Annotated in this window: 15 protein-coding genes; 4 read left to right on the top strand and 11 right to left on the bottom strand. The window is 70.5% G+C overall.

All coding sequences use genetic code 11. The annotated features are described in order from the left end of the window. Window positions 1–9: 9 nt before the first annotated feature. Complete coding sequence (locus tag CHC05_RS18785) at window positions 10–2,481, top strand: hypothetical protein (protein WP_089250579.1); 2,472 nt, start codon at window positions 10–12, stop codon at window positions 2,479–2,481. Window positions 2,482–2,559: 78 nt separating this feature from the next. On the opposite strand, the gene CHC05_RS18790 is transcribed toward CHC05_RS18785, so the two are convergent. From CHC05_RS18790 to CHC05_RS18800, 4 genes are all read right to left on the bottom strand, one after another. Then, window positions 2,560–5,007 carry a M14 family metallopeptidase gene (locus tag CHC05_RS18790; protein WP_089250581.1) on the bottom strand — a complete coding sequence of 816 codons (2,448 nt, stop codon included), beginning with the start codon at window positions 5,005–5,007 and terminating at the stop codon, window positions 2,560–2,562. A 134-nt stretch (window positions 5,008–5,141) separates the two neighbouring features. Next, window positions 5,142–5,594 (bottom strand): sodium:proton antiporter, encoded by a 453-nt coding sequence (locus CHC05_RS43055; protein WP_281257687.1) that lies wholly within the window; start codon window positions 5,592–5,594, stop codon window positions 5,142–5,144. Next, window positions 5,567–6,091, bottom strand: a complete 525-nt coding sequence (locus CHC05_RS43060; protein ID WP_281257688.1) for an SLC13 family permease — start codon at window positions 6,089–6,091, stop codon at window positions 5,567–5,569. The genes CHC05_RS43055 and CHC05_RS43060 overlap by 28 nt, the downstream gene beginning before the upstream one ends. Before the next feature lie 103 nt (window positions 6,092–6,194). Beyond that, on the bottom strand, window positions 6,195–7,247 hold the full coding sequence (locus CHC05_RS18800; RefSeq protein WP_089250583.1) for a hypothetical protein: 1,053 nt from the start codon (window positions 7,245–7,247) through the stop codon (window positions 6,195–6,197). Between the two features lie 556 nt (window positions 7,248–7,803). On the opposite strand from CHC05_RS18800, the gene CHC05_RS18805 reads away from it, so the two are divergent. Next, a complete protein-coding gene (locus CHC05_RS18805) occupies window positions 7,804–10,557 on the top strand; it encodes a TIM barrel protein (RefSeq protein WP_179266258.1) in 2,754 nt (917 codons plus the stop codon). Here CHC05_RS18805 and CHC05_RS18810 read toward each other — a convergent pair. The 4 genes from CHC05_RS18810 to CHC05_RS18825 all read right to left on the bottom strand — a co-directional run bounded on the left by CHC05_RS18810 (window position 10,554) and on the right by CHC05_RS18825 (window position 14,358). Then, the gene (locus CHC05_RS18810) at window positions 10,554–11,414 is read right to left on the bottom strand and encodes a shikimate dehydrogenase (protein WP_089250585.1); all 861 of its coding nucleotides are present in this window, start codon (window positions 11,412–11,414) and stop codon (window positions 10,554–10,556) included. The two genes, CHC05_RS18805 and CHC05_RS18810, sit on opposite strands and share 4 nt — an antisense overlap. A 61-nt stretch (window positions 11,415–11,475) precedes the next feature. Then, on the bottom strand, window positions 11,476–12,513 hold the full coding sequence (gene dctP, locus CHC05_RS18815; protein ID WP_089250587.1) for a TRAP transporter substrate-binding protein DctP: 1,038 nt from the start codon (window positions 12,511–12,513) through the stop codon (window positions 11,476–11,478). 40 nt (window positions 12,514–12,553) lie between these two features. Continuing rightward, the gene (locus CHC05_RS18820) at window positions 12,554–13,834 is read right to left on the bottom strand and encodes a TRAP transporter large permease (protein WP_089250589.1); all 1,281 of its coding nucleotides are present in this window, start codon (window positions 13,832–13,834) and stop codon (window positions 12,554–12,556) included. After that, window positions 13,831–14,358 carry a TRAP transporter small permease gene (locus tag CHC05_RS18825; RefSeq protein ID WP_089250591.1) on the bottom strand — a complete coding sequence of 176 codons (528 nt, stop codon included), beginning with the start codon at window positions 14,356–14,358 and terminating at the stop codon, window positions 13,831–13,833. Before CHC05_RS18825 ends, CHC05_RS18820 begins: the two co-directional genes overlap by 4 nt. A 343-nt stretch (window positions 14,359–14,701) precedes the next feature. On the opposite strand from CHC05_RS18825, the gene CHC05_RS18830 reads away from it, so the two are divergent. Both CHC05_RS18830 and CHC05_RS18835 read left to right on the top strand, forming a co-directional pair. Next, window positions 14,702–15,433, top strand: a complete 732-nt coding sequence (locus tag CHC05_RS18830) for an IclR family transcriptional regulator (protein WP_245871032.1) — start codon at window positions 14,702–14,704, stop codon at window positions 15,431–15,433. Between the two features lie 121 nt (window positions 15,434–15,554). Beyond that, a complete protein-coding gene (locus CHC05_RS18835; RefSeq protein ID WP_089250595.1) occupies window positions 15,555–16,241 on the top strand; it encodes a TetR/AcrR family transcriptional regulator in 687 nt (228 codons plus the stop codon). Here CHC05_RS18835 and CHC05_RS18840 read toward each other — a convergent pair. Genes CHC05_RS18840 through CHC05_RS18850 form a run of 3 tightly spaced genes read right to left on the bottom strand, consistent with a single transcriptional unit; the run spans window position 16,187 to window position 19,811 of the window. Further along, complete coding sequence (locus CHC05_RS18840; RefSeq protein WP_089250597.1) at window positions 16,187–17,242, bottom strand: Gfo/Idh/MocA family protein; 1,056 nt, start codon at window positions 17,240–17,242, stop codon at window positions 16,187–16,189. The genes CHC05_RS18835 and CHC05_RS18840 overlap by 55 nt on opposite strands. After that, window positions 17,239–17,691 carry a type II 3-dehydroquinate dehydratase gene (locus tag CHC05_RS18845; protein ID WP_089250599.1) on the bottom strand — a complete coding sequence of 151 codons (453 nt, stop codon included), beginning with the start codon at window positions 17,689–17,691 and terminating at the stop codon, window positions 17,239–17,241. Before CHC05_RS18845 ends, CHC05_RS18840 begins: the two co-directional genes overlap by 4 nt. Next, on the bottom strand, window positions 17,691–19,811 hold the full coding sequence (locus CHC05_RS18850; RefSeq protein ID WP_218824589.1) for an outer membrane protein assembly factor BamB family protein: 2,121 nt from the start codon (window positions 19,809–19,811) through the stop codon (window positions 17,691–17,693). The genes CHC05_RS18845 and CHC05_RS18850 overlap by 1 nt, the downstream gene beginning before the upstream one ends. Window positions 19,812–19,836: the final 25 nt, after the last annotated feature.

The raw sequence follows: 19,836 nt of genomic DNA on the forward strand, positions 1-19,836 counted from the left end.
CTCTCCTGGGTGAGCACCGCGGTGATCGACGCGGACGTGGTTCTCGACGACGTCCTGCGCGCCAGCGAACATTGGCGCTTGGCCGGCAGGCCAACGTCGGACGACCACCAGCTGCGGTCGGTCGTGGAAGGGGCCCTAGCCGGCGACGTCGACCCGGACGACCCCCAGCGGACGCGCTTCTGCATGGTCACGAAGGGCCCGCACCTGCTCGGCCCTGTCTCATTGGCGTGTGTCGAGGCTCGGCTTCGCGCCTTCGGCGTCACCGTCCATGGCCGGTATGAGATCAGCGGGCGTGGTGCCGACGTCGCAGCAGCGCTGTACCCGCGCGCCACCCGCTACTTCCGGCACGGCCCGACCCTGCCCGCGCTGTGGGATCGGCTAGCTCACAGATTCGACACTGACGAGTTCGCGGAGATCTTCGGCGTCCGCTACGACACATCGTTGGTCGTCCCCGCCGCGCAGGCGATCGCCGATAACGGCCTGAGGGCAGACGACTTCGTGGCGCTTTGGGAGCTCGGCCGGGCGCCGATCACCCGCGCGGACCTGACCGAACGTTACGGCGTCGCCGCAGCCAATTTCGTGCTGCCGAGCGAGGACCGCTACGAGTGGTTCCGGGGGGACCTGCCCCTCGGCATCTCCCGGGTCGCATCCGGTATGACCGCGTTCGCCATGCGCGACGAACGCCTCTACGACGGCTCTCCCGTGATCGTCGTCAACGGCCATGTGCCGGGACTGTCCGCCCTCTTCGAGCCAGCCGCCTGGCTCTTCGAGCTGGGTATCGATGGCGATAACACGCGGATTGCCGACGTACGCCGGATGCTCGCGGGCGAGGACAGCGTTCCTGCCAAGTGCGCGCAGGGATCGCTGCGCCGCGACGGCGTCGATGGGAACCTGCCTCTGGCCAGTAGGTCCATCGTGAACTCCCGACACAACCTCGTGCATTGCAGCGACGGGCTTGTCGCCGCGCTCTCCGAGCTGCGCGCGATCCGACCGGGGCCAGCCGGATCAGATCGGCTCACTGTTGAGCTCGCTGAGGCCGGTCTTACCCAGTCGGAGATCACCACCTTGGTCGCAGCCGACCCGCACGTAGTGGCCGATCAGTCGACGGGTCATTTGTCCGACGTCACCGCCGGACTCAGCCTGCGGGACACCGTCGATATCGTCTTGCGTCTAGTGCCGCCGGTCTTCGGGGCAACTAACGGCTACGCGGACGGCGTCGACCTCCCGATGCTCGACGCGGCCTTCACTGACGGTCCGCCCAGCGCGCGGCCAGGGCCGCCGGTGGACATCGCCGCACCAGCCGAAGCTGATGTCGCAGCCGGCCGGGCAGCACTCGTCGCGGGCACCGTCGGCATGCTGACCCCGGCCGGCGGTACGGGTGGACGATTCGGTGGCTATCACTTGCCGGAGATCGATCCGAACCGACAGAAGGTGCTGGCGCGGCTTTTCAGAGTCGAGGCACGCTCGCTGTCCGCGCTCGATATCAGGCTGGCCAACTCACGCTTTCTGGGAGCGGAGAACGGCCACCGGCCTCCGCTAGCGGTGCTCGGCTCGGAGACCTCCGCAGCCGGATTACGCGACTGGCGGGACGGCCTCGACCAAGCCGACCGGGTGGCCGTGGACCTGTTCTGGCAACACGGGATCTACCGGCTCGACCGAACGCTGGCTGAGGCCGCGCCTGGCCGCTCGTGGACGAACGCAATCTTGCGCGACCGCGCGGGCCGACCGAGTCGCAAGCCCCACGGCAGCATGGGCCTGTTCTCAGCGCTGCTGATTTCCGACCTGTTCGAACGGTGGGAGCGCGTCGGCGTCGAATATCTCGCGGTGGCCAACGCCTACGACGTGCTGTTCCGGGTCGACCCGGCGGTGGTTGGCTACCTGGCCAACCGGCCGGCGACGGACGCCGTGATCGTCACCATGCCATGGGCGTGGTCGGCGACGCTTCCGCGTCCAGACGGTCACCTCGCCGTGCGCGGCGATGACGAGGGCTGGCTGATGGACGAGCATGGCCGCGTCCTCAGCGACACGGTGCCGCACGACGCGCGACACTACGACGTAGGCGGTGCGGTGACGACCCACGACGGCCGGTTGTGGATCGGCGAACGGGAGCGACCAGCCGGCTCGCGGTACAACACCAACCAACTCTACGTGCGGGTCTCGGCGCTTCGTCGCTTGATCGACAGCACGGGTACCGGCGACCGCGTGCAAGCCGTTCGCCGCCTCATCGCCGGGTTGCCGGCCCGGCTGGAGGACAAGACCGTCGTAGTCGACGGCGTGCCACGGCAGGCACGGCAGTTGAGCCAGCCGCTGCACGGTCTGCTGACCTTGATGTCACGATGCGCTGTCGTGCGAAGCACACGGATCGGACCCGGCCGGGGCGGCTACGCACCGCTGAAGCAGCCAGCGGATGTGCGCTTCGCCCAGCTGGAACTCGATCGCCGGCAGGCCGAAGGGGATGCACTTTCGCTACCCGGCCGCTGACGTCAACCATCGGCCGGCGTCGCGCCTCGGGAGCCGGCCGCGACCCCGTCAGGGGCCGCGGCCCGGCTCGCTAGCTCATCAGTGGCGCGGAAGGATGGCCTTGGCTGTTCGGTAGTTCCGGCGGTGGCCGCCGGGCCGGTAGTCGTCCTCGACGTTGCCGGCCGCGTCGACCGAGAACCAGTTGATCGTCGTGCCGGCCCGCACGGTCAGCGTCTCCGCGCCCTCTCGGATGCCGGCCGAGCCGTAGAGCGTCGACGAGTACGTCGGCGCGCTGCGGTCGAGGGTGTAGTAGACCGCCGCCGGCTCGTTCGTTTCGAACGTGACGCTGACCATGCCGTGCGTCGGGCTGGGGGAGACCTTCAGTTTGCTCTTCGGGCTGCGGCGGTCCTTGTCGAAGTCGCGGGCCACGCGGAACAGCTCGACCAGGCCGTTCGAGAACTCCATCGTCTCGTCGTGGGCTTCCACCCACTCCGGCTGGAACGAGGTGCCGACTTCGAAGTTCCACGCGTAGATGTCGTACTTGTACCAGAGCATGTCGCCCGAGTTGCCGGCCGCCGAGTAGAGGACGTCGGAGATCGGGCCCGTGCGGGCCGGCGTCACGGCCAGGTTGCGGTGCCGTTTGATCGACGTCAGGATGCGCGACGAGGCGCTCCAGAAGTACGACTCCTCGGCCAGCGTCGGGCGCGGTGCGGAGATCCGGCCCGGCACCGCGTACGCGCCCGGCGACCACATGAAGTAGTTGCCAGACGAGTGCAGGTTCATCGCGAACTTGATGTTCGGGCGGGCGGCCAGCCAGTCGAGGTTCTTGTTCTCCGGCTCCGAGAGCTCGCTCGGCCCGGAGAACGTGTCGCTCGTGCAGCTCGCCGACGCGCCGGAGTAGCCGTCGAACCGGCTGTATTCGGTGTAGTTGCGGTTGTTGTCGACGCCCCACGAGTCGCGCGCGAGGAAGTCCGCCGACCCGGTCGGCGCGCAGTGGTTGGTCATGTTGCGGCGCTGCGAGTTGTCGTCGTAGAACGCGTAGTGGCCGCCGTCCGGGTTGATCGACGGTGCGATCCAGATGTCGAGGTTGTCCAGGAGCTCCCGCGTACGCCAGTCGTGCTTGTAGTTGCGTAGCAGGCGTTCGGCGGTCTCGATCGTGACCAGTGGCGGCACCCACTCGCGGGCATGCTCCTGCGCGTACGCGAGCACGCCCAGTTTCGAACCGTTGCGATGCTTGCCGATCCGGATCGCGTAGACCGGATGCGGTTCGCGGGACACGCTCGCCGGCGCGGTCAGGTCGTCGGTCAGCAACGTGCGCGCCGCGGGCGCGACCACGCCCGCACCGGTGTTGCCCCGATAGGTGTACGCCTGGATGAGCCCGCTGGCGCCCGGGCTGGCGTTCAGCGCGGCCACGACCTCGGCCGCCGTGCTGGTCACCGCGCCGGCGGTGTCGGAGGCCAGGGTCACCTGGATATCGGTGCCCGTCACGCTTACCGACAGCGGACGGCCGGCGCCGCCGGGATCGACGATCTCGATCGCGATGGAGTTGCCGCCCTCGTGGCCCCACGCCAGCGAGTCGACCGCGACGCGGCTGGCGCTCGCGGAACCGAACACGGCCTGCGCCTTGCGGCGATAACCGTTTGTCTTGTACGGCAGTTCGACGATCTCCGCCAGCTTCGGGTGTTCGGCGGCGATCGCCTTGATGCGGTCGTACAACTCCGTGGGGGTCAGATAGCTGGTGATGAAGTCCTTCTGATAGCCCGGTCCCTCCGGATCGTGGCCCGGCGTCGGCAGCCACTCCTTCACCTTGGCGACGGCGATGCCGCCCGTCGGGCTGGTGATCCGGATGTAGTCGGGTCGGGCGGTGACCTGCGCGGCGCCGCGGTGGTAGAGGTAGACGCCGGCGTCGACGAAGCGGGAGATGGTCTGCGTGCCGCCCGAACCGATCGCCGTGCCCTTGCCACTGTCGCGTTCCACGGTGAGCGTGTCGGTGGCCGTCTGGCCCTGGGCCCATTTCGCCTCGACCGAGAGCACCATGGTGGTGCCCTGCGTGTAGTAGTCGGCGCGGATGATCTTGACGTCGGAGGCGGTCGCCGTCCGGCCGGTGGCGGACGCCGAGAACTCCTCGTTGGCCGCGACGTGGCCGGCGATAGTCGCCTCGCGCTCGGCGAGGCGGGCCTTCGCGTCGGCCGGGGTGTAGATCACGTTGCCCAGGGTGAAGCCCATGGCGGTCAGGGTCGCGCCCTCGTTCGGTGAGATGACCGCGTGGACGACGAGCCGATCGTCGACGAGGTTCACCTGGTGGTCGAGGTCGACGCCGGTCGCGACCAGCCGGTCCAACTCGTCACGATCGGGAAGCACGACCTCGATGACGCTGGACTGCTCGCCCGCGACATGGCCGAGGTCGATGTCGGGGGCGGCGGCGGAGTCGTTGGGCGCCGCCTCCGACCGGCTGACCAACGCGCCTGTTGCGACGGCCCCGGCGGCCCCGGCGGCCGCGGCTAGAACGTTTCGACGGGTGAAGCCGTTGGTACCAAGATGCGGCATACTCGCCACCTCTCTGTGGCAGGCAAACGGACATCCGGTCGCGCCGATCGACCAGCTTCGACATAGGGTAGCGGCAATGCACGATGCGTAGTTCCACATTGGATGGTGCACAGGCCGCCTAGAAGGAACCGTTTCTAGGCGAACACGAAACAGCGGAGCCACAGGTACGGGGTTGACACGGCGACGGTGACCACCGCGACGACGAGCCCGTACTTCGTGAAGTCCCAGAAGGTGATCGGCCGGCCCGCGCGTTCGGCGAGCCCGAGGACCACGACGTTCGCGGAGGCGCCGATGGCCGTGGCGTTGCCGCCGAGGTCCGCGCCGAGCGCGAGTGCCCACCACAGCACGTGCGACTGTGGCGTGTTCCCGTTGGCGTGGACCAGATCGGCGACCACGGGACTCATCGTCGCCACGTACGGGATGTTGTCGACGACCGCGGACAGGATCGCCGAGCCCCACAGGATGACCATGCTCGCGAGGAGCAGCCGGTCCTCGACGGCGCCGGCGATCGCGTCGGACAGCTCGCCGATGACGCCGGTGTTCACCAGTGCGCCGACCATCACGAACAGGCCCGCGAAGAACGCCAGTGTCGGCCATTCGACGTCCTTGGCGACCTCGGTCGCACCGCCACGAGCAGCACGACGAGCGGCGCGAGATGGACGAGGAGGTCCAGGTAGGTCAGGCCGCCGCGGCTACCGATGATGATGTTCGGCGGGTCGCCGACGAGCGTCGAGGTGCCGCCGATGTTGCTGGCCATCGCTTCGGCGATGAGGAACGGCGCCACGGGCACCTCGAGGCGCTCGCAGACGAGGAACGTCACCGGGGCGATCAGCAGCACCGTGGTGACGTTGTCGAGCATCGCGGAGGCCGCCGCGGTGACGACCACCAGGACGACCATGAGCCGGAACGGCCGGCCGCGGGCGCGTTTGACGGACCAGATGGCCACGTACTCGAACGCGCCGGTCCGTTTGAGCACCGCCACCACGAGCATCATCCCGAGCAGCAGGAAGATGACGTCCCAGTCGATGCCCGACTCCGCCGAGAAGAACGCGTGGTCCGCGTCGGTGGCGCCGACCAGGAGCATGAGCACCGCGCCGCCGAGCGCGGCCGCGACGCGATGGATCTCTCCGTGGCGATCAGGGCGTAGGCGACGGCGAAGATGCCGATCGCCGCGTACGCGGTCGGGCTCACAGGCGCCGTTTGTCCCTCGGGCGCCGGAAGGCCGACGCGCTGTGGTAGCGCACGACCGTGCCGTCGGGCGCGGTCTCGCAGCTGTAGTGCTTGAGGAAGTCCCACATCAGCGGCGACTCCTCGGGCATCGTGTTGTGCGAGCGGTAGACGTTGCGCGTCAGCTTGAGCACGGCGACGTCCGTGTCCGGTTGGTGCCAGGTCCACGTGCGGAAGCGGTCGTGCCAGCCGCTGCGCTCACCGGCCGCGTTGTCCACATCGTATAGATCGAGACCGTTGGCCGCGAGGTGGTAGCGCGCCCAGCTGTCGAGCGCGTTGTCGGTGCCGTCCCACAGGTCGCCGGCGAGGAAGCCGAGGTCGCCGTACCCGTACAGGTGGTAGTTGGGGATCATCCGGCCGCTGGCCGGATGTTCGGCGCCGTCGCGGAGCTGGCGGTAGAAGGCGTGTGAGTCGCGGTGGCTGACCGACACGGAGGTGTTGCTGTACTGCTCGCAGACGGTGACGAGGACGAAGCCCTCGCGCTCGGCGACCTTCCACCACTGCGCGGCGTCGAAGAACACCTTGTCGGTCTGGCTGTTGCCGGGCCAGACGAACACGACCGGCGCCCGGTCCCGTTCGAAGAACTGGTTCCCGTACGCGAAGAAGTTCTCGTAGCGGGTGTAGCGGGTCAGGAAGTCGACGATCTGCCGTGTCGTGGTGCGGCCGTACGCGGGAAGCCGCCGGTCCTGGACGGCCACCTGGGCGATCGGTCCGGCATACGACGTCATCCAGCGGTCGGAGTCGCGGCGCTGGGTCCAGACGGTGCCGAGTGTGCCGTCGTGGCGGGCCCGGGTGCCGGCGTCGTTGGCGGCCTTCCAGTAGGCGAGGCTCGCCCCGGTGGTGCTCCGGTTCGGGTGGACGTACCAGGTCGGCAGCACGGTCTGCGCGCACCGGATCAGCGTGAACCCGGGCGGGAACTCGACGGGGGTGTAACCGTCGGTGCGCCCGTCGAACTCCCGGTCCGCATAGGACGCGAGGTAGGCCGCGTCGAGGCCGGTCGAGTCGAGGTACACCTGGGCGATGACCTGCAGGGGGTTGGCGACCGCCCACGCCTCCAGGGCCGGGGCGCCGCCGCCGTACCCGACGAGTGTAGTAGGACCGGATGGGCGTCTCGGGGGAGAGGTAGACCTTGGCCGTCCTGGCTGTGCCGGCGACGTCGAACGACTTCGTCCAGTAGCCGCTCATCTCGCGGGGCAGCTTGTTGGCGCGCGAGTAGTCGTAGGCCGGGAACGGCCGGCCGTCGAGCGGGCCCGGCTCGCCGATCCCTCGTGGTGGGTGGGCGGCCGCCGGCTGGCCTACCACAGTGGAGGTCACCGCGAGTGCGGCCGTTCCTTGGAGCAGTCTGGGCCGGTCGACTGTGCCCATCGCGACCTCATCCATAGAGTGGATCTGATGAACTGCTAGGCAGACCATAGCCATCTGCGGATCGGGTAACAACCGCTCCTTGGTCCATTCAGGCGATAAAGCGACCGCTCCGTGGACCGCCGACTTAACTAACTATCTGGTACGTTCACATCCGTCGCCGGGCACCACGGCGGTGCTCGCCCACCGGTGGGAGGCACGGTTCGCATGGCGTACGACATCGGTCACCATCCCTCGATCGCCACGGTCTGCCTCTCGGGCACGCTGGAGGACAAGCTCGCCGCGGCGGCGGCCGCCCGCTTCCGTGGTGTCGAGATCTTCGCGAGCGACCTCGTCGCGTCCGCCTGGTCGCCGGAGCGGGTGCGCCAGGAGTGCGCCCGGCGCGGGCTGTCGATCGATCTCTACCAGCCGTTCCGGGACTTCGAAGCGGTCCCGCCGGACGTGCTGGCCGCCAACCTCCGCCGCGCCGAGCGCACCTTCGACGTGCTGGAGCGGCTCGGCGCCACGACCCTGCTGGTCTGCTCGACGGTGTCGCCGGACGCGGTCGACGACGACGACCTCGCGGCCGAGCAGCTGCACGAGCTGGCCGAGCGGGCGCACCGGCGCGGGCTGCGCATCGCGTACGAGGCCCTGGCGTGGGGCCGGTTCGTCAGGACGTACGCGCACGCCTGGCGGATCGTCCGGCGAGCCGGCCACCCCGCGCTGGGCCTCTGCCTCGATAGCTTCCACGTGCTCTCGGGCGCCGACGACCCGGCCGGCATCCGCGTCGTGCCGGGTGACCGGATCTTCCACGTGCAGCTCGCGGACGCGCCGCGGATGACCGCGGACGTCGTCGAGTGGAGCCGCCACCACCGGCTGTTTCCCGGTCTCGGCGCGTTCGACCTCGCCGGTTTCGTCGGCCACGTGCTGAGCACGGGCTACGCCGGGCCGCTCTCGCTCGAGGTGTTCAACGACGTCTACCGCCAGGCCGATCCCCGGCATGCGGCCATCGACGGCATGCGCTCGCTGCTCGCGTTGCAGGAGGCGGTGGGTGACGCGGCGCCGCCGGCGGTCCGGGACCGGGTGCGCCCGGTCGAGCTGCCGTCGGCGCCGGCGCTCGGCGGGCACGTGTTCACCGAGCTCGCCGTCGACGAGCAGTCCGGCCCGGTGGTCGGGCGCGCGCTGTCCGCGCTCGGGTTCGCCCACACGCGCCAGCACCGGTCGAAGCCGGTGGAGCTGTGGGAGCAGGGCCGCGCACGGGTGCTGCTGAACTTCGCACCACACAGCCGGGTGGCGCCCGGCACCGCGGCCATCTGCGCTCTCGGCCTGGAGAGCGCCGACCCGATGCGGTCCGCCCGCCGCGCGCAGCGCCTGCTCGCGCCGGTGCTGCCGCGGCTGCGCCAGCCCGAGGAGGCCGAGCTGGTCTCGGTCGCCGCGCCCGACGGCACCGCCGTCTTCCTCGTCGGCGCCGGGCCCGGCAGCGACAACTGGCTGCACGACTTCGCGCCGACCGAGACGACCGGGACGACCGGGACCACCGGGACGACCGCACCGGGCGACGGCCGGATCACGGCGACGGACCACGTCTCGCTCACCGACTCGGTCGACGACTTCGACGAGACGACACTGTTCTACCGGGCGGTGCTCGGCCTGCGGGCCGGAGAGGCCACCGAGATCGCGGCACCGTTCGGGCTCATCCGCGGTCGCACCGCGGGCGACATCGCCGGCCTGGTCACGATCGCCCTGAACACCGCGCCGCTGCGCCGCGGCGACTGGGCGCCGGCGATACCGAGCCCGCAGTACGTAGCGTTCCGGACCGAGGACGCCGTCGCGAGCGCGAAGGCGATGCGGGCGTTCGGCGCCCCCGTCCTGAGGATCCCCGACAACTACTACGCCGACCTCGACGCCCGGCTCGACCTGCCGCCTGACCTGCTCGCCGACCTGCGCGCGCACTCGATCCTCTACGACCGCGACGAGACCGGTGCCTACCTGCACTTCTACACGGAGATGCTCGGCTCGCGGCTCTTCTTCGCCGTCGTCCAGCGGGTCGCGGGCTACCGAGGTCTCGGCGACCCGGGCAGCGCCCCGGTCCGCATGGCGGCGCACCGTGAACGCCGGCTGCTGGCGCTGCGGGACACCCCGCAGGCGCCCGAGCGGCACGACTACTCGCTGGCGCACCTGACCGCGCTGAGCCTCTCCCCGCCGGAGCTGGTCGACGCGGCCGCCGCGGCCGGCTACCGCTACGTGGGCCTGCGGCTGACCCGGGTCACGCCGCAGGAGCCGCACTATCCACTCGCGACGGACCCAGCGCTGATGCGGTCCACCAAGGCCCGGCTGGCCGCCACCGGCATCGAGGTCCTCGACATCGAGCTGGCCCGGATCAGCCCCGAGGAGGACCCGCGCGACTTCCAGCGGTTCCTGGAGACCGGCGCGGAGCTCGGCGCCCGCCACGTCATCGCGCAGCTGCCCGACCCGGACCGCGCGCGCAAGGTCGACCGGTTCACCCGGCTGTGCGAGCTGGCGCGGCCGCTGGGTCTGACGGTCGACCTCGAGTTCCCGTCCTGGACTGAGACGCCGGACCTGCGCGAGGCGGTGCGGGTGCTCCGCGGAGCCGACCAGCCCAACGCCGGGATCCTGGTCGACCTGCTGCACTTCGCCCGGTCCGGGTCCAGCATCGCCGACCTGCGCGCGCTGCCGCCGCAGTGGTTCCACTTCGTGCACGTGTGCGACGCCCCGCCGGGCGTGCCGGTGACCGACGAGGAGCTCATCCACACGGCCCGCTTCGAGCGGCTGTTCCCGGGCGAGGGCGGCATCGACGTCCGGGGCATCCTGGCCGCGTTGCCACCGGGACTGCCGTTCGCCCTGGAGATCCCGCGCGCGACGCTGGTCGCCCAGGTGGGTGCGCAGGAGCACGCCCGCCGGGCGGTGGCGGCCGCCCGCGACTACCTCGACACCCCGTTGCCCGCGCCGGCCGCCGCCTAGCGGCCCGCGGCCAGGAGCTCGGTGGAGTGGCCGAGCATCGACTCCGCGTCGGCGGGCCGGCCGGTGAACAGCTCGAACGCCGCCACCGCCTGGAAGACGCTCATGCCTCCGCCGTGCAGGGTCGGTGCGCCGGCCGCCCGTGCGGCGCGCAGCAGGGGTGTGTCGATCGGGCGGTAGACGATGTCCGCCACCCACAGGTCGGGGCGCAGGTCGCTGACCGCGACCGGCGAGCCGGGGTGGTGCGCCATCCCGACCGGGGTGGCGTTGACCAGGCCGTCGGCCGCGGCCAGCAGGTCCGACAGCCGGGCATGTCCCGCGGCGGTGACGCGCTCGGCGCCGAACTCCCGGGCCAGCGTCTCCACGAGCGGGCCGGTCCGCGTGGCGTCCGTGTCGACGAGCGTGAGACGCCCGATGCCGAGGACCAGCAGCGCATGCGCCACGGCCGCACCGGCACCGCCCGCGCCGAGTTGCACGACCCGGTCGCGGGCGGCATCCGGGAAGGAACGGGCGAAGCTGAGCCGGAACCCGGAGGCATCGGTGTTGAAGCCGCGCGTCGCGTCGTCGTCGAACACCACGGTGTTGACGGCGCCGAGGACGGCCGCCTCGCCGCACAGCTCGTCCAGATGACCCACGACCTGCTGCTTGAACGGATGGGTGACGTTGAGCCCGCGGTAACCGAGCCGCCGGGCCCAGCGCAGCAGATCCGGCAGGTCCGCGTCGGCCAGGCCCCGGTGCTGGCTGTCGATGGTGGTGTAGAGCAGGCGGATGCCCTGCCGGTCGCCCTCGCGCTGGTGCAGCAGCGGGGCATGCGACTGCTGGATGCCGGCACCGACGAGTCCGATCAGGACAGACGTCACGCTACCTCCTGTAGGAAAGAGGGCCGACGTCGCCGCCGGCCCTCCCTGAACGGTGTCGCGGTCAGCTCGCGGTGGCCCGGATGCTCTTGTAGAGCTCGAGGTCGGCACCCTTGTAGTAGGTGTTGAAGTAGGCCTCGGCCTTGGCGATGAACGCCGCCCGGTCGACCTGGTCGATCTCCACGACGGTCCGGCCGGATTCGGCGCGCCAGCCGTCGAGCACCTTCTCGGTCTCGTCGTCGACGCACTTGCGGTTCTCGGCGCGGATATCGTGGATCGCCTTGAAGAGGGCGTCCTTCTGGGCCTGGCTCATCTTGTCGAGGGTCTTGTCGGACACGACCACGTAGTGGGTGCCCACCTGGTGGTTGGTCAGGCTGGCCACCTTCAGGATCTCGTCGAACTTCTGGGCGTGCGTGGCCACGACCGGGTTCTCCTGGCCCTGCGCCACACCCTGCTGCAGCGCGAGGTAGAGCTCCTCGAGCGCGATGGCCACCGCGTTCGCGCCGAGCGCCTTGGCGTTGGCCAGGAACTGGGGCGTGTTCGGGAAGCGGATCTTCAGGCTGGCCAGGTCCTCGGGCTTACGGATGGGCGCTGTCGTGGTGAAGGTCCGCATGCCGAAGTACCACGCGTCGACGATCGTCGTGTCGGTCGCGGCGTTGAACTCGGTGAAGAACTCCTTGCCGTTGGAGTCGACCCACTTGAAGAAGTGGTCGATGTCGTTGAACGCGTACGCGGCGTCCAACACGCCGATCTTCGGGAAGGCGGTGGACATCGCCGAGCCGCCCTGCAGGTCGATGTCGATGTCGCCGGCCTGGACGCCGGCGAACCGCTCGGCGTCGGGGCCGAGCTGGCTGTTCGGGAACAGGTCCAGGGTCAGGTTGAGGTTCTGCCCTTCGACCCGCTCCTTGAGCAGCTTCATCCCGCAGTAGAAGTTCGGCTGGCTCTCCGGCTGCGAGCTGCCGATCTTGATGGTCAGCTGGGGGTTCTCGCCGGCTGTCGGCGCGGTGTTGTTCTGTGTCGTGCAGGCGGTGGCGAGAGCGACGGGCAGGGCTAGGGCGAGCGCGGCGGCGGTCCGGCGCCAGCCGACGAAGGGTCGATGCATGGGTCTACCTCTCTTGTCAGGACAGCGACCGCTACGGGGATCAGAAACCGAGCACTCCGGGGAGCCAGAGGGCGAGCTGCGGGAAGGCGGTGATCAGGACCAGGACCGTGACCAGGGGTACGAGGAACGGCGCGACGCCGCGGAAGACCTGGTCGACCGGGCGGCCGGTGACGGAGCTGGTGATGTAGAGGACGCTGCCGACCGGCGGGGTCAGCAGCCCGATCATCAGGTTGATGATCATCACGACGCCGAAGTAGATCGGGTCGATGCCCAGGTCGGTGGCGATCGGCAGGAGCACCGGCACCGTGACCAGGATGACCGCGGTGGCGTCGATCAGGGAGCCGAGCACCAGCAGGATGAGGTTCACGAGGATCATGAAAACCAGGGGGCTGTCGGAGACCGACGTGAGGAACTCGGCGACGTCCCGTGACACGTGGGCCCGGGTCAGGATGAGGCCCAGCAGCGCGGCGGCGCCCAGGATGAGCGCGATGCCGCCCGTGATGACCGCCGTCTCGCGCAGCGACTGCAGCAGCACGCGCAGGTTGATCGCGCGGTAGAACAGGCCGAGCACGAGCATGAACAGCACGGCGACGGACGCCGCTTCGGTCGGCGTGAAGGTGCCGGACAGGATGCCGCCGAGCAGGATGACCGGCGTCAGGCCTGGGCCGATGGCGCCGACCGCGGCCCGCGCGAACCGGCCGCGGTCGAACGGCACGGTGGTCAGATCGCGGCGGCGGGCCGTCCAGAAGAAGATGTAGACGCAGAGCCCCGAGGCCATGATGAACGCCGGTGTCACCGAGGCGGCGAAGAGCGCGCCGGTCGACACCGTCGCCGTCGCGGCGTAGATCACCGCCGGGATGCTCGGCGGCATCACCGGGCTGATCAGCGACGACGACGCCGTCAGGCCGGCCGCGAAGCTGAACGGGTAGCCCGCCTTGACCATCTGCGGGATCTGCATCTTGCCCAGGCCGGCCACGTCGGCGAGGGCGGAGCCGCTCATCCAGGAGAACCCGACCGCGGAGCCGACGTTGACGTACGCGAGGTTGCCGCGCACCCGCCCCAGCGCCGCGAGGCAGAACTCGTAGAGGCGGTCGGCGATGCCCAGCCGGTTGGCCATCACGCCGACCAGGATGAACAGCGGCACGGCGAGCAGCGGGAAGCTGTTGAGCCCGTCGAACGTGGTCTTGAGCGCGAACCCGCTGGACGTGCCGTCCGCCAGCGCCCACCAGAGGCTGGGCCCGAGGAACGCCAGCCCGACCGGCACCCGGATCAACAGGAGGAGGGCGATCACGACGCCGACCATCCAGAGCTCGAGGATCATCGTGCCTCCGCCGCGTTGAACACCACGTCGTCCCGGCCGGCGTAGAAGATGCGGACCACCGCCCGCACCGTGCCGGAGGCGAAGCCGAGCAGGGGGAACGCGTACATGAGCCAGATCGGGATGCCGAGCGCGGCGGTCCGCCGGGTCGGATAGGCCCGGATCAGCTCGAACGCCTCCCAGACCAGCAGCGCGCAGATCACCGCGGTGCACATGGCCGACACCGCGCGGACCACGACGAGCGCCCGCCCTTTGGCGATGTAGTCGATGATCTGGATGGTGATGTGGCCGTTGTTGCCGATCAGGTAGCCGACCATGATGAAGGTGAGGGCGATCAACGAGTAGCCGGCCAACTCGCTCACTCCCGGCCAGTTCAGTGCCGGCACGAAGCGGCTGACCACCTGCCACAGCACGCTGACGAAGATGACGACCAGTGCGACGCAGGCGATGGCCAGCTCGACCGAGGCCCAGACCCGCAGCACCGCCGGCTCACGCCGCCGCGACACCGCGGTGCCGTCGGCCGTCATCGGCTTTCCCTCGTGCGATGCGTGCACACGACGGCCTCACTCTCCAATAGGGACGATGCGAGCCGCGGGGTGTGCGACGGAACGAGGGAGAGGCGGCTCGCGATGCGAGGGGTAGTGGACCACCAGACGGACCATTCGGACCATCTTGTGGACTGGCTGTAACCTACGTGGCAACCCCGTCTGTGGCAAGGCATTGAGTCCTGACCGTTACGCATGCGTGAAAAGCCCGGTGCGGATCGGCGTGCGGCCGGTGCACCGCTGGTCGGTGCGGTCGGTACCATGACGCGGAGCGCGAGGAGGGTGTGTCCAGGTGGAGGCGGCAGATCAGCAAGGTGTCCGCAGCGTGCAACGCGCCTTGGACATCCTCGGGCTGCTGACCCCCGAGCGTCCGGCCATCTCGATCCGGGAGATCGTGGACGCCACGGGCCTGGCGAAGACGACCGTGCTCCGCATGGTCTCCACGTTGGAGCAAAGTGGACTGCTCTGGGCGACGCCCGGCGGCTACATGGCGGGGCCGGGCCTGTGGCGGTGGGCGCACCTGGCGCAGCGCAGCTGGGAGCTGCCGCCCGACACGCAGCGGGTGATGCGGGAGCTGGCGGCGCGCCGCCGCGAGACCGTCAACGTCTACGTCGCACGTGACATCTACCGGGTCTGCATCGCCCAGCAGGAGGGGCCGCAGCCGCTGCGGCACGTGGTCCACGTCGGCGACGAGCTGCCCATGTGGGCCGGCGCGTCGGCGAAGATCCTGCTGCGCGACGCGTCGCCCGCGTTGCTCGACCGCGTCGCCAAGAGCTCGCCCTACGGCGCCGGCCACGTCAAGCGGCTGCGGGAGTGGATCGACGAGGCCGCGGTCCGGGGCTACGCCGAGAGCCATGGCGAGCGTGAGGAGGGCCTGTCCGCGGTCGCGGCGCCCATCCTGGGCCAGTCCGGCGGCGTCATCGCGGCGCTCGGGCTCAGCGGGCCGACGATCCGCTTCACGGAGGATCGCGTGGCCGAGTTCGCCGCCGACCTCAAGCAGGTCGCCCGTGAGCTGTCCGAACGGGGCTTCGCCCACCCGTTCGGCGACGGTCGCTGACCGCCGGAACCCTTCGTGCACGACGGTCACCTCCCGTGTGCGGTCGGCGCTTGTTATACGAACTGGTACGTTAGTTAGCCACTCTGGCACCATCAAGTCAAGAGTCGATGCGGAGGATGCGATGGCAGGACCGCGGACCGCGGACGCCCCGGAGCGGGTACGCGACAGCGCCCGTACCCGTGCGGAGATTCTCGACGTCGCGACGGCCGAGTTCGCCGCCAACGGCTACGACGGTTCCCGGGTCGACGAGATCGCGGCGCTGACCCGCACGACCAAACGCATGATCTACTACCACTTCGGCGGCAAGAAGCAGCTCTACATCGCGGTGCTCGAGCGGGCGTACGCGCGGATCAGGGCCGCCGAACGCCAGGTCGACCTCGAGGACCTGAACCCGGTCGACGCGGTGCGCCGGGTCGCGGAGGTCACCTTCGACCATCACGGCGCGCACCCGGAGTTCATCCGGCTGGTCTCCATCGAGAACATCCACAACGCCGAGCACGTCAAGGAACTGGTCGAGATGGTCGACCTCGGCGGGCCGATCGTCGCCCTGCTGGAGGACATCCTGCGCCGCGGCCGGCAGGAGCGGCTGTTCCACGCCGACGCCGACGCCGTCGACGTCCACATGATGATCAGCGCGTTCTGCGTGTTCCGGGTGGCCAACCGCCACACGTTCGGCACCATCTTCGGCCGCGACCTGGTCGACCCGACCCGCACCGACCACTACCGGGCGATGTGCGGCGACCTGATCGTCCGCTACCTGACCGCCGACCCGACGTCCACCCAGCCGCCGGCACGCGACGAGCGGTAGACCGCCTCGACGAGCTCGAGCGACCGCAGCGCGTCAGCCCCCGTGACCGCCGGCTCGCGGTCGTCCCGCAGCGCGGCGACGAAGTCCCGGATCTGCTCCGCGTGGTACGGCGCGAGGTGGTCGTGGATCTCGCCGAGCGGCAGGTCGCTCATCGCCGGCCCGGCGGCGGGGCCGACGAGCACCCGGTCGCCGTCCACGGTGGAGACGTCGGTGAACGCGACGCCTTCCGGGAACTCGGACAGGCCCATCGTGCGCCCGGCCGCGTCGCTCACCCAGACCTGCGCGCCGAGCCCGGGCCGGAAGGTGGTGCCCGCCTGGACGGTCGCGATGGCGCCCGAGGCGAACTCGACCACCGCCGCGGCGGTGTCCTCCACCTCGATCACGCCCCGCAGGGCGAGGGTGCCGTAGCGGCCGCACACGCGCCGGGCCGGGCCCAGGTACCACTGCAGCAGGTCCAGGTGGTGGATCGCCTGCGTCATCAGCACGCCGCCGCCCTCGGTCGACCAGCGGCCGCGCCACGGCTCGGCGTAGTACGCGGCGTCGCGGTTGAACCGGGCGACCACGCCGCCGGCGATCGGCACGCCCAACCGGCCGTCGTCGAGCGCGGCGCGGATCGCGCGTGCCGCGGGCCAGAACCGGCGCTGGAAGACCACGCCGAACCGGATGCCGGCGGCGGCGGTGGCCGCGACCATCCGCCGCGCCTCGTCGACCGTCGTCGCGACGGGCTTCTCGCAGAGCACGTGGACGCCGTGCCGGGCGGCGGCCAGCACGCCGACCTCGTGCGCGCCGTGCGGGGTGCAAATGGTGACCGCGTCGAGCCCGGCGGCCAGCATCGCGTCGACGTCGATGTACGCGCGAGAGACACCGTGCTCGGCGGCGAACACGCGGGCCCGGGCCAGGTCGAGGTCGGCGACGGCGGCGACCTCCACGCCCGGGATAGCGCGCAGCGCGCTGACATGGTTGCGGGCGATCTTCCCGCAGCCGGCGATGCCCACCCTCACGGCGGCCCACCGTCGCGCAGCGCGCGGACGCCGCGCATGCCCAGCTCGTAGCCGGTGGCACCGAGGCCCGCGACGAAGCCGTCGGCGGCGCGTGCCGTGACCAGGTCGCTGTGGTACACCGGGTCACGGGCGAACACGTTGGTCAGGTGCACCTCCACGACCGGTTGCCCGATCATCTTCAGCGCGTCGAGCACGGCGACCGAGCGGGTCGACAACCCGGCCGGGTTGATCAGCACCGCCGCGTCCTCGTCGAACGCCCGGTGCAGCCAGTCGACGAGCTGGCCCTCGTGGTTGGACTGGCCGAAGAACAGGTCGAAGCGCAGCTCCGCGGCCAGCGCCCGGCAGCGCTTCTCGATCTCGGCGAGCGTGACCCGGCCGTAGACGTGCGGCTCGCGGCGGCCGAGCATGTCCAGATTGGGGCCGTTGAGGACGAACAACCGCTCCGCCACTAGAACACTTCGATCTTCCCGGTCGACCGCGGGCTACCCGGGTCGTTGAAGAAGTACTCACCGGCCTTCGTGAAGGTATGGGCGAACGACTGCCCGGGTGCCAACCGCACGTCGAAGAGGCCCTCGAAGAACTGCGTCACGCCCCGCTCGCCGGCGTTCCCGGCGTGGTTGACGAACGTCACGGTCGTGCCGACCTGCACCCGCAGGTGGGTGGGTGCCATGCTGCTGACCCCGAACGACTCGGTGGCGCTGACTCCGCCGCTCGCGCTCCAGGTGCGGCCGATCACCACGGTGTCCGCGACCGCGGCGCCCTCGACCGGGCCGCCCGAGACCGGCCGGCGGATCACCGGCGGCGGGGGAGTGGGCGCCGGACCGAGGTCGCCGCCGACCTCGAAGGACCAGAGGAAGTCGCCGCGCGGCGCGGAGTTGCCGAACGGGATGCTGGTGCCCCCGGCGTAGACGGCGAGGTACTGCTTGCGCCCGACCCGGTACATGATCGGGCTGGAGCTGATCGCGGCGCCGGTCTGGAAGCGCCACAGCTCGCGGCTGGTGCGCGCGTCCAGGGCCAGCAGGTTGCCGTCCGGTTGCCCGATGAACAGCAGGTCGCTGGCGGTGGTCAGGATCCCGTTGCCGTGCGCGAGCGAGTACGGCGTCCGGCGCTTCCACGCGACCCGGTTCGTGCTGACGTCGACGCCGACGATCGCGCCGGTCTGGTACTCGCCGGGCGGCCGGAGCCCGTTGCTGCTCTCGGTCAGCGAGTGCGCGGCCGCGACGTACCCGAACCCGGTGTAGACCATTCCGGTGCGGTGGCTGAACGACATGTGCGACCAGTCCGCGCCGCCGCCGTGACCCGGGATCGACAGGATCGGCACGTCCCAGTGCGGGTCGTAGAGCGCACCCCGCACGTAGTTGGGCACCGCCCGGTTGGGATCGCCCGGCACGGACGTGCCCAGCGGCTGGTCGACCACCCGCTGCTCGGTCCACCCGCCCTGCACCGGGAACGGCTGTGTCGGCCAGGTCTTCTGCCGCGGCTCCTGCGGCACCGGCCGCTCGACGATCCCGAGCGGGGCCGTGCCGTCGACCCGGTCGAGCACGAAGAACATGCCGGACTTGCTGCCGTACACGACGACCTTGCGCAACCGCCCCCGGATCCGGACGTCCGCGAGCACCGGCGCCATCACGTTGTCCATGTCCCAGATGTCGTGGTGGATGGACTGGAAGTGCCACCGCCGTTCGCCGGTACGCAGGTCGAGCGCCACGATCGAGTTGGCGAACAGGTTCTGGCCGCCGCGGGCCGAGCCGTCCTGCGACGAGTTGTTGCCCCGCGCGTTGCCGAACGTCCAGTAGGTCAGGCCCAGCTCGGGATCGACGGCCGGGTGGATCCACGGTGTGGCGCCACCGTCCATCCAGGACTCGTCTTCCCACGTGTCGTTGGCGAACTCGCCGGGGCCGGGCGTGCCCCAGAAGTGCCAGAGCACGTCGCCGTTGCGGGCGTCGAGCGCGATCGCGGCGCCGCGCGGGCCGTCGTTCGTGCCGCAGAACAACATGCCGCCGTGGTAGACGACGGCGACCTTCTCGATGTTGCCGAAGCCCTCGACCTGGCGCTCCCAGGCGACCTGCCCGGTCTCCTGGTGCAGGGCGATGACGTAGTTCTCGTTCGACTTGGTGAACACGTAGCCGCCGCCGACCGCGACACCGCGCCGGGTCAGGCTCCCGCGCACCTGGTCGTAGCGCCATTTCGTCAGACCTGTGGCCCCGTCGACGGCGACGACGTTGCCCAAAGCCGACTCGATGTAGAGGACGCCGTCGACGGCGACGGCTGTGCTCTGGCTGTTGCCCGACGTCAGGCCGCCCTCGATGCGGTTGACCCAGGCGCCCCGCAGTCGGCGGACGTTGCCGTGGTGGATGTCGTCCAGCGACGTGTAGTTCTGGTTGCCGAGGTTGCCGCCGACCTTCGGGAAGTCCCGGTCGCCCGGTGTGTCGAAGCGCGCGAGGTCGGCGGCCGCCGGTGGGCGGTGTCCGCCGGCCGCGGCCGGCGCGGCGACGGCGGGGGCGGCAGCGGCGGCCACCGCCGACGCCGCGGCGCCCTTGAGCACGGTTCTGCGGTCGATGTGTGCCACTGCCGCTCCTCCTCCTGGCCGCGCG

This window comes from Asanoa hainanensis, assembly GCF_900188485.1.
In the GTDB taxonomy this organism is placed as follows: Bacteria; Actinomycetota; Actinomycetes; order Mycobacteriales; family Micromonosporaceae; genus Asanoa; species Asanoa hainanensis.